This window comes from Corynebacterium sanguinis, assembly GCF_007641235.1.
Classification (GTDB): Bacteria; Actinomycetota; Actinomycetes; order Mycobacteriales; family Mycobacteriaceae; genus Corynebacterium; species Corynebacterium sanguinis.
Map to the genome: position 1 here is coordinate 1,978,287 of NZ_CP038157.1, position 15,701 is coordinate 1,993,987.

Below are 15,701 nucleotides of genomic sequence, written 5' to 3' on the forward strand. Positions count from 1 at the left end.
CTACGGCAGCTCGTCGCGCAGGGTGAACACGGTGTTGACGCGGCCAGCCTCGGTGTCGGCGTAGTCGACGCGCGGCGCGCCCTCGCTCGCGGCGGTGCCCTCGCCCGCGACGACGAGCGTGCCCCCGGCGGCGTTGAAGGCCTGCGCCATGTCAGCGAGCAGCCGGTCGGCGTAGGGGGAATCCTGCGCGGTGGGCCCCGTCAGCAGCACGGCGGCGTCGGCCACGGTGACGGAGTCGTCGTAAGTGAGAAAACCCGCCTGCGCCAGCGTCTCAAGCAGGAACTCGCGATCAGTCGCGCTCGCCTCCCCGAGCCCCGCGGCCAGCGCCTCACCTGCATGAACGCCGGGCGAGCGGTTGTCCACGGACAGCTGCGCGCCGGCGGGCAGGGTACTGGAGATGATGGTGCTTAGCTCGTTTGCCGCGTCCTGGGAGGTGAACTTCTCCGTCAGCGTGATCGTGCCGGCGTTGTCGGCACCCGCGGTGTTGAGCAGCCAGCGCTGCTTGTCCGCGCTGTCGTCGTCAACACCCGCGGCGCGAATCATTACGATCGCGTTGCCCTCGAGCTCGCCCTCGACCATCTCCTCGGCCTTGGCCGCCAGCACCTCGTTCGCGGCGGCCGCCTCGGCCTCAGCGGACTGCTCCTGTGGGTCCCGGCTTTGCGCCTCGCTTGTCGACGCCCCCTGCAACGCCCCCATCGCTGGCGCGATGAGAAGCACTCCCAGAGCGAGACCCGCCGCAAGTCCCCAGCCGAGCCCCGCGGCAACGAAACCCGGTGCACCTGTGTTCTGCCTCATTTAGCTAAACCACCCCTGCACGCGCAGCGCGATCTGGTTCCACGTGTCGACCAGGTTCTCCGTAAACTCCCCCGGCCCGCCGAGGCCGACGATGAGGATCACCGCAGCCAGCGCCACCAGGATCCCAAGGATCGCCCACGCCCAGGCCACGCCGGAGCCGGAGGTCGTGCGGTAGAGGTTTTCGATGGCGGTCGAATCGACCAGGCGCCCCCCGGCTTTCAGCCGCGTGAGCAGGGCCGCCGGGGAGGCGTCCGCCGGGTTGGCAAAGATACGGTCAAGGTCGACCGGGTCGCCGACGGTGACAATCATCTCGGCATTGTGGAAGGTGGCCAGCAGGATCGCCAGATCGGTCGGCGAGTTCGTAGCCGCCGGGAACGTCATCGCTCCGACGCCCAGGTCCTGGATGCGCTCTAGGCCCACCGCGTGCCCATCGGGGTCAGCGGGCAGGATCACGCGCGCATGGCCGCGCAGGCTCTCCGCGGAGATGTCCACTGGGTCGCCGACGATGAAGTCGGGGTTGTAGCCCATGTCCACCAGCGTGTCGGCTGCGGGGCCGACACCGATGATCACCGGGGAGTATTCGCGGATAAAGTTGCGCAGGTTCTCAACCCGGGTCCGCAGCTCAGCACCGGCATCGGTCAGCGGGGAAACGACGAGCACCTTGCGCCCCGCCATCGCTTCTCCCAGCTCGGGCACCCCGACGCCGTCGATAAGCAGCGGCGATTCCGAGTGGATGAACTGGATGGTGTTGCCGAAGTAGGCCTCCATGTTGTCCACGAGGCTGCGTTGCGCGGCGGCGAAGTTCGCATCCACGCTGCCGCGATCGACAAACACGCCGTTGCCGGCGAGCTTCTTGCCCACGTAGATCGCGCCGTCGGCCCAAATCGTGGCCTTCTTGCCGCTGCGCAGCACCGAACGCGCCTCCGCGCCGGCGCCCTCGACGAGCGGAACTCCGGCGTCAAGCAACACGTGGGGGCCGTAGTTGGGAATCGAGCCGGTGGAGAAGCTCGCGAGGTTGACCACGGCGGCGGGTTTGGCGTCGGCAAGCAGCTCGGCCTCGCGACGCGTCATGTCGGGCGAGTCAACGACGGCGATGTCGCCGGCGGCGAGCTTTCCCAGGCCCTTGCCCTGCGGCGTGCAATCGCGGATGCGCCCGGTCAGCCCGGTGAGATCCGTGGCGCCCGAATTGGAAGCATTGACAGTCATGCGCGACATTATGCACGCTCAACCTGCAGATTTGTTCGAGGCGCGCGGGGTTTTAGCCCCGCATCTTTGCCACATCCTCGGCGGCGCGCTGCAGAAGCTCCGCGGCGTGCGCCCTGCCGGTCGCGGAGTCGTCCATGCCGGCGAGCATGCGCGCCAGCTCCTCGACGCGGTCGTCGCCGCTCAGCTCAGCAACTCCGGAGGTCACCGTGTCGTCGCCGACGTTCTTCGCCACGTGCAGGTGGGTGTCCGCGTACGCCGCGACCTGCGGTAAGTGCGTGACCACGATGACCTGGTTGTTGGTCGCCAACCGCGCCAGGCGGCGCCCAATCTGCACCGCTGCGCGCCCGCCCACGCCCGCGTCGACCTCGTCAAACACCAGCGTCGCGCCGCTCGTCGAGCCGCTTAGGATCACCTCGAGGGCAAGCATCACGCGCGAGAGCTCACCACCGGAGGCGCTCGTTGCCAGCGGCTGGGGCTCAAGCGCGGAGTTCGGCGCCAGCTTCAGCTCCACCGCATCAGCGCCGTCGCGGCTAAAGTCGCTCCCGCTCACCGCGACGATCAGGCGCGCCTTGGGCATCGCCAGGCCCTGCAGCTCGGCGGTGACCTTCTCCCCCAGTTCCTTCGCCGCCGCCACCCGCGCCTTCGTCAGCGTCGCCGCGCGGGCTGCCATGTCCTGCTTCAGGGCGGAGACTTTGGATCGCAGCTCCTCGACGGCCTCGGCCGAGGTGTCGATTTTGCTCAGTCGCTTGGCGGCCTTCTTGCGCCACGCAAGCACCCCGGCGATGTCGGGCGCGTACTTGCGGGTGAGCGTCTTGAGCTCCTGCTGGCGCTGCAGCATCCGCTCGAGCTCGTCGACGTCGTCAGGCAAGTCCGCGACGAAGCTGCCGAGCTCGGCGGAGACGTCGGAAAGCACCGCGGCCACCTCGCCGAGGCGGGATCCGAGTTCTTTGAGCGAGGCATCGCTTGACGACGCCAACGCGTCGGCCGCCACGCCCACCAGCGTGGAAGCGGCCGCGTCGTCGCCTGAGGAATAACCCCCGGCGGCCTCGGCGCCGTCGATCGCGGCCAGCGCGGCCCGGGCGGCGTCGCGCAGCGCGTCGACATCCTGGAGCCGGTTGATCGCCGTGACCAGGTCGGTGTCTTCGCCCTCTGTGGGGGCGACCTCGTCGATCTCCGCGAGCGCGAACGTGAGCTGGTCGACCTCCTGGGCGAGCTCGCGGCGCTTCTCCGTGCGGTCCCTTAAATCCTTGTCCGCCTCGCGCCAGGCCGACCACGCCGCGCGGTAGGCGTCGAGCTTGGCGCCGATCGCGGGGTCGAAGCGGTCGAGGGCTGCGAGCTGCTGGTCCGGCGACATGAGTCGAAGTTGGTCGTTTTGGCCGTGGATGGTCAGAAGGTGCCCCGTGAACTCACCGAGGGTGGCGGCCGGGACCGTGCGCCCGCTGATGTGCGCTTTCGACCTTCCCGTCGCCTTCACCGAGCGCGAGACGATATATTCGCCGTTCTCGTCGGCTTCGGCGCCAGCTCCCTCCGCCACGGCGGCAGCGGCACCCGCCTGCGCGGCATCGAGCCCGCCGACGCTAAACGCACCCTCGATGACGGCCTGGTCAGTGCCCGTGCGCACCAGCGACGCCTCGGCGCGCCGGCCGGTGAGCAGGCGCAACCCGCTGACCACCATTGTTTTGCCCGCGCCGGTCTCGCCTGTGAGCACGGTCAATCCGGCGGAAAGCTCCGCGGTGGCTCGCGGGATGACCCCCAGGTTGGTGATCGTGATTTCTGCGAGCATGGAGCTCCTACTTCTTCAGCGGTCCGCGCCAGCCGGACACCGGCAGCTGGAATTTGTGCACGAGACGGTCGGTGAAGGGATGCTCGTCGAGCCGTACCCAGCGCACAGGGCGGCGCCCTCGGACAGCCTCGACGCGCGACCCGGGTGGCATCTCGATGGTGCGGAACCCGTCGAGCACGACGTTCGCCTCGCCAGTGCTCGACTCCGACTCGACCGCCACCATGGAACGCGGGGAGACAACCAGCGGCTTGGTAAACAGGGCGTGCGCGTTGTTGGGCACGACGAGCAGCGCCTCGACCTCGGGCCAGAGCACGGGACCGCCGGCGGCGAACGCGTAGGCGGTCGAGCCCGTCGGGGTGGAGATGAGCACGCCGTCGCAGCCAAAGGACGACACTGGGCGGTAGTCCACCTCCAAGATGGCGTCCATCACCCGGGTGCGGTTGACGTTCTCGATGCTGGCCTCGTTGAGCGCCCAGCCCTTGCCAATCTCGTTGTTTTCCGTATCGGTGACGACGACGTCGATGGTCATACGGTCCTCGATGCGATACGTCCGGTCGATCACGCAACCGATCGCCTCGTCAAGGCTTTCCTGCTCCCATTCCGCGAGGAACCCGACGTGGCCCAGGTTGATTCCCAGCACGGGAACGTCCTGCTCGTGGGCGTAGTTTGCGGCGCGCAGGAAGGTGCCGTCGCCGCCGAGTACCAGCACCAGCTCGCAACCGGCGGCGGCTTCGGGGCCGTCCTCGGCGCGGTCAAGCTTCTGCAAGGCCGGCTCCTCGTCAACGGGGCCCATTCGGCCCTGGTCGAGCAAACGCACCTCGATGCCGGCCTGGGACAGAAGCTCGGCGGCACGAGCGGCGGCGTAGATGTTGCCCGCGCGGTAAGTGTGCGGGACAAGCAGGATCGTGCGCTCGATGATACCGGTCATAGTCTTACTTAAGGTCCTTCCTCGACGGCGCGTGCCACCAGTGCGTTCAGTGAGGCGTCGTCAAGCATGGATGCGTGCGCATCCTTGACGAGCCATAGGAAATATTCTACGTTGCCGCTCGGACCGGGCAGCGGCGAGGCAACCACGTCGCGCACGCTCAGCCCCAGCGACTGGGCAAACTGCGCCACGTGCGCGGTCACCTCGGCGCGTAGCTGCGGCGAGCGCACCACTCCGCCGCTGCCGAGGCGCTCTTTGCCCACCTCGAACTGCGGCTTGACCATGGGCAACAAGTCCGCCCCGGGCGCCATGCACTCCGCGATGGCGGGCAGCACAAGCGTCAGCGAAATGAAGCTCAGATCGCCCACCATCAGGTCGGCCTGCCCACCCATCATCTCGGGAGTCAGATGCCGTATGTTTGTCCGGTCGAGCACGCGCACCCGAGGGTCGTTTTGCAGCCGCCACACGAGCTGCCCGTAGCCCACATCCACCGCCACGACCTCGCGCGCACCCTTCGCCAGCAGCACGTCGGTGAACCCGCCTGTCGATGCGCCAGCGTCAAGCGCACGCCGCTTCTCGACGCTCAACCCACGCGCCTCAAACACATCCAGCGCCCCCAGCAGCTTGTGCGCCCCGCGCGAGGCCCACTCGTCGGCGTCCTCGACGTTGATCTTGATGGACGCCTCCGGCTCCACCACCGTGGCCGGCTTCGTGGCAACGAACCCCCCAACCTCGACGCGGCCCTGCTTGATCCAGTTCTGGGCCTGCTCACGCGAGCGCGCAAGTTTGCGCCGAACGATCTCGGCGTCGAGTCGTCTGCGTCCTGGAGCCATAGCAGCGGCCTCCTTTTACAAGCTAGCTATTCGGCGTTGAGCGCGTGGTTGAGCACAGCATGAGCCCTGTGCAGCTGGTCGGCTTCCTCAGCGAGTGTGTCCGCGGGCTCGTCGAGAATCTCCGCGATGCGTTGGGAGACCTCCTCGGGGCTTGTGTGCACACCGCGTGGGTCGCGCGGGATCGGACCTTGGTTTACCACCATTGCGCGGTCGCCTCCTCGGCGGCGTCCGAGTTGGGGCGCACGAGGGCCGGCGGCTCCTCCATGAGCCACGCGACTTCAAGAACCGTGCGCAGCGCCTCGGTGCTGGTCGCGCCCGGGTTTCCGCGGCTGAGGATGATGTCGTGGCCGTCGACGCGCGCCGAGAATCCGCCTTGCGCGCGCGGACGCAAGCTCTCCGGCTCGTGCCCTAGGGCCGCCATGCCATCCGCGATAAAGGTGGGGCGAAACTCCCTCGGCGCCTCAAGCAGCGCCAACGGCCCGGAGACGCCGGTGAGGACGTGCAGCGCGGGAATACCGGCAGCGACCGCCCCAGCGATGTCCGTATCCAGCCTGTCGCCGACCGCCAAGGGCCGCTTCGCCCCGGCACGCTGCGCTGCTTGCAGGAACATGGCCGGTTCAGGCTTACCGGCCGAGGTGGGGACAACGCCCGTGGCGGAGGTGACCGCCGCGACCATCGAGCCGTTGCCGACGAGCAAACCGCGCTCCGACGGCAGCGTCGTATCGAGATTCGACACCACGTACCGCGCACCGTTGGCGATGGCGAGCGCCGCCTCCGACAGCTGCGCCCACCCGGTTTCCGGGTTGTGGCCCTGCAATACCGCCACGGGCTTCTCGTCGGCGGACTCGACGACACGGAAACCCGCCTCACGTACCAAGTCCTTGAACGATGGCGCGCCCACCACGAGGATAGGGTCGCCGGCGTTGAGATTCTGACTCACCAGCGACACCGCGGCCTGGGCGGACGTGACGACGTCCTCCGGGCTCGCATCCAGCCCCGCCGCACGCAACTTCGCTGCGACGTCGGCCGGGCCGCGCGAGGCGTTGTTGGTGATGTACAGCGCGGGCAGTTGCGATGCGACGATTGACTCAACGGATCCCGGCAGCGCCAGCTCACCGGCCCACACGGTGCCATCGAGGTCGAGCAGGAGGGCATCGAAAAGCGAGCTCAAAGTCATAGAGCTCACCCTAGCTAAGCTCCTCGACACGGGCCGCGGCATCCGTCATTTCGTCCTGGTCAATCTCTGCGACGTGCTCGAACCACTTCTTGGCCTCGGCGTCGCGACCAAGCGCGAGCAGCGCGTCAGCATACGCGTAGGCGAGGCGCGCGGACTCGGGGTCGCGGGAGTCAAGCGAGGGGTTCAGGCGCTGCAAAGTGGCCAAAGCAGCCTCATGCTGGCCCAAGTCGTGGCGGGCGCCAGCCAGAACGATCCCTAGCTCGATCTTGCCGGCGGGGTCTAGCTCACTCGCCTCTGGGCCACGCCCGATCTCGAGCGCCTTCTCCGGCCGGCCGAGACCGCGCTCGGCGTCAGCCATCACCGCGAGCAGGCCGGGGCCACCCGAAATACGGCGCGCGGCACGCAGCTCCGCCAGCGCCTCCTTCCACTCACCGGCGTGGTACGCGACGATGCCGTTGGTCTCACGCACGACACCCACGCGACCAGCGCGGTTCTTCGCGGCGCGCGCGTGACGAAGCGCCGCGTGTGGGTCGTCGGCAAGCAACGTCGTAGCCATGATCATGTGCTTGGCCACGCGATCGGCGTTGTCTTTGGACAGCACGCGCAGGTCCTGCAGAACGGAGCGGTCGAGGTCGCGGACGTCGATATCGTCGGGAAGATCGGGCTCAGAGAGCTTCTGGTTCATCCGGTCTTCGCGGAAACCTTGGCGCTGCGGGTTGAAGCTATCCCTGCGCTCGCGACGATCGTCGCGGCCGCGGTGGCCGCCCTGGCCGCGCTGGCCTCGCTGCGAATCGCGGCCTCGACCGCTGCCCGAGCGACCGCGGTCGTCACGAGAGTGCGAACCTACATTGTCTGCCATTTAATGCCCTTCCTAAACGTAGCGCCCATTATAGGCTGTGCACGTTGCTGGACTTTAACGCGATGCGCCATTGGGAGCTCGATGGGGGTTGGATCGGTCTGTTGCGGACTCTGCCGTGGCGGAGTTGGTGGAGTTCGCAGTGCGGACTCGGTGATCGCGGTCGAAAAATTCGCTGCCGGCGGGCCAGCCCAAAGGCGGTTCGACACTGCCGTAGCGGAGTTGGTGGAGCCCGCCGTGCTGGCTTTACCGCGCGATCTCGATGGACCCGTTCCCAACTCTGCCGTGGCAGAGTGGGTGGAGCCCGCCAGTGGACTCAGCAAGGAGGGCCTCTCTGGATTTACTGGGCCGGCTAGCTTAGCGGCGGTTCGACTCTGCCGTGGCGGAGTCCGCGATCTGGCTAACTCCAACCGGCTGGACTCTGCCGTGGCGGAGTCCGCGATGCGGACCAGAGCGCCATCCTGACACTGCGTTGGCGGAATCGGTGGAGTCCGCCATGCGGATTCAGCTAGGCAGGGTGCTCCTCGATTGATTGGGCCGGCCGGTTCAGAGCCGCCTCGACTCTGCCGTGGCGGAGTCGGTGGAGTCCGCAATGCGGAGTGGCCGGGGGTGGAGCGCTCGTGGATCGAGCGATGCGTTGGTTCGAGCATCATCTCACTCTGCCGTGGCAGGGTCCACGATCTAGCTAACTCCAACCGCCTCGGCTCTGCCGTGGCGGAGTCCGCGGTGCGGATTAGAGCGCCATCCTGACTCTGCGGTGGCGTAGTTTGCTGTAGGAACCAATCAGGCAACCCATGTGTAGTGGGCAAAAGCAGAACGCACCCCCCGACCACCGGGTTGTTGCCCTTTGTTGGGGGCTTGCTTCCTGTGGTTGGGGGGTGCGATTGTTGTTGTTAAGTTGTTGGGTCGGCGGTAACTTACTCTCCCACCCCCTCCCGGGGGCAGTACCATCAGCGCGGGCGGGCTTAGCTTCCGGGTTCGGAATGGGTCCGGGCGTTTCCCCGCCGCCATCAACCACCGACACAATCGTGGGGTACACATATTTTATTGCTGTTGTGACACTGCCACCGTGCTGTTAACGGTGGTGGGGGGTGTGGTGTGTCAGATACTGCATAGTGGACGCGTCGCACACACACTTTTGGTGTGGTGTTTGTGTTTTTTGTTGGTGTATTAGTACCAGTCACCTTCAACGGTTGCCCGTCTTCTAGATCTGGCCTATCAACCCCATAGTCTGTGGGGAACCTCAAAAGAAACCTCATCTTAAAACAGGCTTCCCGCTTAGATGCTTTCAGCGGTTATCCCTTCCGTACGTAGCCAACCAGCCGTGCTCCTGGCGGAACAACTGGCACACCAGAGGTACGTCCGTCCCGGTCCTCTCGTACTAGGGACAGCCTTCTTCAAGTTTCAACGCGCGCGGCGGATAGAGACCGAACTGTCTCACGACGTTCTGAACCCAGCTCGCGTGCCGCTTTAATGGGCGAACAGCCCAACCCTTGGGACCTACTCCAGCCCCAGGATGCGACGAGCCGACATCGAGGTGCCAAACCATCCCGTCGATATGGACTCTTGGGGAAGATCAGCCTGTTATCCCCGGGGTACCTTTTATCCGTTGAGCGACACCACTTCCACACGTTGGTGCCGGATCACTAGTCCCGACTTTCGTCCCTGCTCGACATGTACGTCTCACAGTCAAGCTCCCTTGTGCACTTACACTCTTACACCTGATTGCCAACCAGGCTGAGGGAACCTTTGGGCGCCTCCGTTACTCTTTGGGAGGCAACCGCCCCAGTTAAACTACCCACCAGGCACTGTCCCCAACCCAGATCATGGGCCAAGGTTAAGGTATCCACTACGGTCAGAGTGGTATTTCAACAACGACTCCACCACCACTAGCGTGACGGCTTCACAGTCTCCCACCTATCCTACACAAACCGCACCGAACACCAATACCAAGCTATAGTGAAGGTCCCGGGGTCTTTTCGTCCTGCCGCGCGAAACGAGCATCTTTACTCGTACTGCAATTTCACCGGGCCTGTGGTTGAGACAGCAGGGGAGTCGTTACGCCATTCGTGCAGGTCGGAACTTACCCGACAAGGAATTTCGCTACCTTAGGATGGTTATAGTTACCACCGCCGTTTACTGGGGCTTAAATTCTCCGCTTCGAACCACAAGGGCTCTAACAGGTCCTCTTAACCTTCCAGCACCGGGCAGGCGTCAGTCCGTATACATCAACATCACGTCTTCGCACGGACCTGTGTTTTTGATAAACAGTCGCTCCCCTCTATTCTCTGCGACCCCCACCAGCACAACAACCGTAAAAGCTGCGCACCGGTAGAGGTCCCCCTTCTCCCGAAGTTACGGGGGTATTTTGCCGAGTTCCTTAACCACAGTTCACCCGACCGCCTTAGTATTCTCTACCTGACTACCTGTGTCGGTTTCGGGTACGGGCCGTGTACACACTCGCTAGAGGCTTTTCTCGGCAGTACAGGATCACCTACATCACCCCTTAAGGGGCTACGCATCACGCCTCACACTTTGTGACAACAAGCATTTCACTCATCGTCGTGCCACACGCTTACACCACAATCCAATAAGTGGCTAGGCTACCTCACTGCGTCACCCCATCACTGGGCTACTACGGTTCAGGCCCCACGCATCACACACCACCGACCAACCCCCGAAGGGATCATCATATGGTGCGGTCAGGGTGGTTAGTATCACCGATTCACCCTTGGGCGCATATACACGGGTACGGGAATATCAACCCGTTAACCATCGACTACGCCTGTCGGCCTCGCCTTAGGACCCGACTCACCCTGGGAAGACGAACTTGACCCAGGAACCCTTAGTCATCCGGCGGATAAGATTCTCACTTATCACTCGTTACTCATGCCTGCATTCTCACTCGTGTACAGTCCACAACCCCTTACAGTATTGCTTCACCCCATACACGACGCTCCCCTACCCACACAAAAATAGTGTGCCGCGGCTTCGGCGGTGTACTTGAGCCCCACTGAATTGTCGGCGCAGAACCACTCGACCAGTGAGCTATTACGCACTCTTTCAAGGATGGCTGCTTCTAAGCCAACCTCCTGGCTGTCTTCGCGATCCCACATCCTTTTCCACTTAGTACACCCTTAGGGGCCTTAACCGGCGATCTGGGCTGTTTCCCTCTCGACTATGAAGCTTATCCCCCACAGTCTCACTGCCATAGAACACTTAAACCGGCATTCGGAGTTTGGCTGACATTGCTAAGATGATAGTCCCGCTCAACCAACCAGTAGCTCTACCTCCGGCAAGTTACTACAACGCTGCACCTAAATGCATTTCGGGGAGAACCAGCTATCACGGAGTTTGATTGGCCTTTCACCCCTACCCACAACTCATCCCCTCAGTTTTCAACCTAAGTGGGTTCGCGCCTCCACAACCTCTTACAGCTGCTTCACACTGGCCATGGGTAGATCACCCCGCTTCGGGTCCAGGACATGCCACTAACACACCCTTATTAGGATTCGCTTTCGCTACGGCTACCCCACACAACGGGTTAACCTCGCGACATGCCGCTGACTCGCAGGCTCATTCTTCAAAAGGCACGCCATCACACACACGAGGTGCTCTGACGGATTGTAAGCGCACGGTTTCAGGAACTATTTCACTCCCCTCCCGGGGTACTTTTCACCATTCCCTCACGGTACTATTCACTATCGGTCACACTGAGTATTTAGGCTTACCGGGTGGTCCCGGCAGATTCACAGCAGATTCCACGAGCCCGCTGCTACTCGGGACACAATCAACGCACACATTGCATGTTTTCACGTACAGGGGCTCTCACCCACTACGGCGCACCATCCCAAGTGACTTCCGCTAACACACAACACACACGCACCAAGTCGACAGCCCTGGTAACAATCACATCCCACAACCCCACACACGCAACCCCTGCCAGGTATCACACGCACATGGTTTAGCCTCATCCACGTTCGCTCGCCGCTACTAGCAGAATCATTATTATTTTCCTCTCCTGCGGGTACTGAGATGTTTCACTTCCCCGCGTACACCCCCACACAAGCTATGAATTCACCTGCGGGTAACACCACACAACTGGTGCTGGGTTTCCCCATTCGGACATCCTCGGATCAACGCTTAGTTGGCAACTCCCCGAGGCATAACGCAGCCTCACACGTCCTTCATCGGCTCAGCATGCCAAGGCATCCACCGTACGCCCTTGATAAAAAACACTACAAAACACACACACAAAAAATAAAGATGCTCGCGTCCACTATACAGTTCTCACACACCACACCCCAACCCCCCCACCCGTGCACACACGCACACAAGCAAGAGACACCAGGATCACAAGGAAACAACACACGTGCTGCCCCAGACACCCAACAGCATGCCAACAACTTCCCACACAACCACACCCAACCACCACAAAAAACAGCAGAGTAGGTGCCAGCCGTACGCGTTTTTGTTTGCTTCACACGGTTCATCACATTCAGTGCACACCAACACGTGGCGCACCCACACACCACCAACACGCATCACAGGCCCACCATCGAAGTAGCACCCCACGTGCCAGTAGCGGGTGTCTCCACAACTGGACATTTCAATTAAAAAACAGGTGGCAGGCACACACTCGGCACCTCAACCACCACACCACACACCCCAACACAGTCAGAATAAGTGTGGTGTGTAAAAAATATAAGCTCCTTAGAAAGGAGGTGATCCAGCCGCACCTTCCGGTACGGCTACCTTGTTACGACTTCGTCCCAATCGCCGATCCCACCTTCGACAGCTCCCTAACAGGTTTAGGCCACTGGCTTCGGGTGTTACCAACTTTCATGACGTGACGGGCGGTGTGTACAAGGCCCGGGAACGTATTCACCGCAGCGTTGCTGATCTGCGATTACTAGCGACTCCGACTTCATGGGGTCGAGTTGCAGACCCCAATCCGAACTACGACCGGCTTTAGAGCGATTAGCTTCACCTCACAGTGTCGCACACGCGTTGTACCGACCATTGTAGCATGTGTGAAGCCCTGGACATAAGGGGCATGATGATTTGACGTCATCCCCACCTTCCTCCGAGTTAACCCCGGCAGTCTCTCATGAGTCCCCACCATCACGTGCTGGCAACATAAGACAAGGGTTGCGCTCGTTGCGGGACTTAACCCAACATCTCACGACACGAGCTGACGACAACCATGCACCACCTGTACACCAACCACAAGGGAAAACGCATCTCTGCGCCGATCTGGTGTATGTCAAGCCCAGGTAAGGTTCTTCGCGTTGCATCGAATTAATCCACATGCTCCGCCGCTTGTGCGGGCCCCCGTCAATTCCTTTGAGTTTTAGCCTTGCGGCCGTACTCCCCAGGCGGGGCGCTTAATGCGTTAGCTACGGCACGAACCCCGTGGAAGGGACTCACACCTAGCGCCCACCGTTTACGGCATGGACTACCAGGGTATCTAATCCTGTTCGCTACCCATGCTTTCGCTCCTCAGCGTCAGTTACTGCCCAGAGACCTGCCTTCGCCATCGGTGTTCCTCCTGATATCTGCGCATTTCACCGCTACACCAGGAATTCCAGTCTCCCCTACAGCACTCAAGTTATGCCCGTATCGCCTGCCATCCCACAGTTAAGCCGTGGACTTACACAAACGACGCGACAAACCACCTACGAGCTCTTTACGCCCAGTAATTCCGGACAACGCTCGCACCCTACGTATTACCGCGGCTGCTGGCACGTAGTTAGCCGGTGCTTCTTATCCAGGTACCGTCACTTTCGCTTCGTCCCTGACGAAAGGAGTTTACAACCCGAAGGCCGTCATCCCCCACGCGGCGTCGCTGCATCAGGCTTGCGCCCATTGTGCAATATTCCCCACTGCTGCCTCCCGTAGGAGTCTGGGCCGTATCTCAGTCCCAATGTGGCCGTACACCCTCTCAGGCCGGCTACCCGTCGACGCCTTGGTAGGCCATTACCCCACCAACAAGCTGATAGGCCGCGAGCTCATCCCATACCGCAAAAGCTTTCCAACCACACACCCACATGTGATTCCTATCCGGTATTAGACCCAGTTTCCCAAGCTTATCCCGAAGTACAGGGCAGATCACCCACGTGTTACTCACCCGTTCGCCACTCGAGTACCACAGCAAGCTGTGGCCTTTCCGTTCGACTTGCATGTGTTAAGCACGCCGCCAGCGTTCATCCTGAGCCAGGATCAAACTCTCCACAAAAAAGAAGAAATTCAGAACTCGTGAAAAGCCCAAACCCAACAAAAACAAACCACACCACCCCACAAGAAAAACCCGCGAGGCAGTACTGGCAAAACCTTCAATTCAAAAAATATTTACCGTGCAACCCCAACACAGACCATGCGCATCCGACGAGGAAAACCACACAACCCACGCACCAAACAGGGCCACACCCGCGATTCATTACGATCAAACCGCACACCATGACACAAAACATGCGCCACAGGGTGACATCGCCATCAAAGGTTCACGACACCACCACCAGCACACACCCACCCACACCACAGTGCAGGCCAGGCACGCCACAATGCACACCACAACAAACCACAAACAAAAACAAAAAAGTACATTGGCACACTATCGAGTTCTCACACAACACACCCGCAGTCACAACAACAACCGCGGAAAAATGAATCTACACAACCACCCAACACAAAGTCAAACAGCTATGAAATTCACCCACCACCAGAAGTTAACCCAAAAGCAACCTCAACAAGCAGCGGAACAACACCATAACCACCCCACCCCACACAACACAAATCCCCAGCACAAAGGGGTTAAGAGCGAGCGACGCTAGCCGCGCTTAACCCCGGCGAAGTTCTTCTTGCCTCGCCGCAGCACAAGCCAGCGCCCGTGGAGGAAGTCCTCACTCGCCGGGACGAAGTCCTCGGACTCCACGCGTTCGTTGTTTGCGTACACGCCACCCTCCTTAATCGAGCGGCGCGCCGCTCCCTTGGAGTCAGCGAGGCCCGCCCCAACAAGCAGGTCAACGATTGTTTCCCCGGCATCGGCGGGCGTTTCGTACACCTGCGTCTCTGAGACGGCCGATGCAAGGGTTCGCTCGTCAAGCTCGCGGAGGTCAGCGCGCCCGAACAGGGCCTGGGCCGCGAGCTCGGCTCCACGCGTCGCCTCCGGTCCGTGGACGAGGTCGGTCATCTCTTGAGCCAGGCGGATCTGCGCCTCGCGCTTGAACGGGCGCTCCGCAACCTCGGTCTCCAGGCGCGAAAGCTCTTCCTTGTCGAGGAAGGTGAACCACCGCAGGTAGCGGATGACGTCGGCGTCGGCCGTGTTCACGAAGTACTGGTACCAGGTGTACGGCGAGGTCATCTCGGGATCGAGCCAGAGCGAACCGCCGCCTGTGGACTTTCCAAACTTCTTGCCTTCGGAGTCCGTCACCAGTGGAACCGTCAGGGCGTGCACCTGCGCGCCGTCCATCCGACGGTTGAGGTCGACACCGCCGACCAAGTTCCCCCACTGATCCCCGCCGCCGATCTGCAGAACACAGTCGTGGTTGCGACGCAGTTGAACGAAGTCGTTCGCCTGCAGGAGCATGTAGGAGAATTCGGTGTAGGAAATGCCGTCGTTTTCCAGGCGCCGCTTTACCGTGTCGCGGCTGAGCATGGTCGATAGGGAGAAGTGCTTGCCCACGTCGCGTAGGAACGTGATCACGCTCATGTCGGCCGTCCAGTCATTGTTGTTGACCAGCATCGCGCCGTTATCGCCGTCGAAATCGACAAAGCGCGACAGCTGCCCCGAGATGCGCTGCGCCCAATCGGCGACAGTGTCATCCGAGTTCATGGAGCGCTCGCCCACGTCGCGCGGGTCGCCGATCTTGCCCGTTGCTCCCCCGGCGAGGACGATCGGCCGGTGGCCCGCCATCTGGAAACGGCGCAGCATGAGCAGCGGGACGAGGTGCCCCGCATGCAGCGACGGCCCGGTCGGGTCGAACCCGCAGTACAGCGTGATCGGGTTGCGCGTCTCCTCGCGGAGGTTGTCCAAGTCGGTGGACTGGTTGATCAGCCCTCGCCACTCGAGTTCGGCGATGATGTCCGTATGCGTTGACATGGAGTTTTGGGGGATCCTTCTAGAC

Annotated in this window: 9 protein-coding genes and 3 rRNA genes; all 12 read right to left on the minus strand. The window is 62.2% G+C overall.

Annotated features, from left to right (window positions below; all coding sequences use genetic code 11):
* The gene (locus tag E3227_RS09590; protein WP_144318305.1) at nucleotides 1-795 is read right to left on the minus strand and encodes a copper transporter; all 795 of its coding nucleotides are present in this window, start codon (nucleotides 793-795) and stop codon (nucleotides 1-3) included.
* Nucleotides 796-2,010: a putative cytokinetic ring protein SteA gene (steA, locus tag E3227_RS09595; protein ID WP_375544072.1), complete on the minus strand. Its 1,215-nt coding sequence runs from the start codon at nucleotides 2,008-2,010 to the stop codon at nucleotides 796-798.
* A gap of 43 nt (nucleotides 2,011-2,053) precedes the next feature.
* A complete protein-coding gene (recN, locus tag E3227_RS09600) occupies nucleotides 2,054-3,784 on the minus strand; it encodes a DNA repair protein RecN (protein ID WP_144318307.1) in 1,731 nt (576 codons plus the stop codon).
* 7 nt (nucleotides 3,785-3,791) lie between these two features.
* A complete protein-coding gene (locus E3227_RS09605) occupies nucleotides 3,792-4,712 on the minus strand; it encodes an NAD kinase (RefSeq protein ID WP_144318308.1) in 921 nt (306 codons plus the stop codon).
* A gap of 8 nt (nucleotides 4,713-4,720) precedes the next feature.
* Complete coding sequence (locus E3227_RS09610) at nucleotides 4,721-5,542, minus strand: TlyA family RNA methyltransferase (RefSeq protein ID WP_144318309.1); 822 nt, start codon at nucleotides 5,540-5,542, stop codon at nucleotides 4,721-4,723.
* 26 nt (nucleotides 5,543-5,568) lie between these two features.
* The gene (locus E3227_RS11480) at nucleotides 5,569-5,745 is read right to left on the minus strand and encodes a hypothetical protein (protein WP_153257541.1); all 177 of its coding nucleotides are present in this window, start codon (nucleotides 5,743-5,745) and stop codon (nucleotides 5,569-5,571) included.
* Nucleotides 5,736-6,719, minus strand: coding sequence for an HAD-IIA family hydrolase (locus E3227_RS09615; RefSeq protein ID WP_170228701.1), 984 nt, complete (start codon nucleotides 6,717-6,719; stop codon nucleotides 5,736-5,738). Before E3227_RS09615 ends, E3227_RS11480 begins: the two co-directional genes overlap by 10 nt.
* 10 nt (nucleotides 6,720-6,729) lie before the next feature.
* On the minus strand, nucleotides 6,730-7,578 hold the full coding sequence (locus tag E3227_RS09620) for a tetratricopeptide repeat protein (RefSeq protein ID WP_181730160.1): 849 nt from the start codon (nucleotides 7,576-7,578) through the stop codon (nucleotides 6,730-6,732).
* A gap of 901 nt (nucleotides 7,579-8,479) precedes the next feature.
* A 5S ribosomal RNA gene (gene rrf / locus E3227_RS09625) occupies nucleotides 8,480-8,597 on the minus strand.
* Between the two features lie 128 nt (nucleotides 8,598-8,725).
* Nucleotides 8,726-11,814: ribosomal RNA gene (locus E3227_RS09630) — 23S ribosomal RNA — on the minus strand.
* 478 nt (nucleotides 11,815-12,292) lie between these two features.
* Nucleotides 12,293-13,813: ribosomal RNA gene (locus tag E3227_RS09635) — 16S ribosomal RNA — on the minus strand.
* Together the 16S, 23S and 5S rRNA genes form the textbook arrangement of a ribosomal RNA operon.
* 591 nt (nucleotides 13,814-14,404) lie before the next feature.
* A complete protein-coding gene (gene tyrS, locus E3227_RS09640; RefSeq protein WP_136651831.1) occupies nucleotides 14,405-15,676 on the minus strand; it encodes a tyrosine--tRNA ligase in 1,272 nt (423 codons plus the stop codon).
* Between the last annotated feature and the right edge of the window lie 25 nt (nucleotides 15,677-15,701).

What these genes read in the sequence shown, in the direction of transcription:
- E3227_RS09615 (WP_170228701.1), bottom strand. Translation starts at nt 6,719, where the DNA reads ATGACTTTGAGCTCGCTTTTCGATGCCCTCCTGCTCGACCTCGATGGC.
- E3227_RS09620 (WP_181730160.1), bottom strand. Translation starts at nt 7,578, where the DNA reads ATGGCAGACAATGTAGGTTCGCACTCTCGTGACGACCGCGGTCGCTCG.
- tyrS (WP_136651831.1), bottom strand. Translation starts at nt 15,676, where the DNA reads ATGTCAACGCATACGGACATCATCGCCGAACTCGAGTGGCGAGGGCTG.
- E3227_RS09590 (WP_144318305.1), bottom strand. Translation starts at nt 795, where the DNA reads ATGAGGCAGAACACAGGTGCACCGGGTTTCGTTGCCGCGGGGCTCGGC.
- recN (WP_144318307.1), bottom strand. Translation starts at nt 3,784, where the DNA reads ATGCTCGCAGAAATCACGATCACCAACCTGGGGGTCATCCCGCGAGCC.
- E3227_RS09610 (WP_144318309.1), bottom strand. Translation starts at nt 5,542, where the DNA reads ATGGCTCCAGGACGCAGACGACTCGACGCCGAGATCGTTCGGCGCAAA.
- steA (WP_375544072.1), bottom strand. Translation starts at nt 2,010, where the DNA reads ATGTCGCGCATGACTGTCAATGCTTCCAATTCGGGCGCCACGGATCTC.
- E3227_RS09605 (WP_144318308.1), bottom strand. Translation starts at nt 4,712, where the DNA reads ATGACCGGTATCATCGAGCGCACGATCCTGCTTGTCCCGCACACTTAC.
- E3227_RS11480 (WP_153257541.1), bottom strand. Translation starts at nt 5,745, where the DNA reads ATGGTGGTAAACCAAGGTCCGATCCCGCGCGACCCACGCGGTGTGCAC.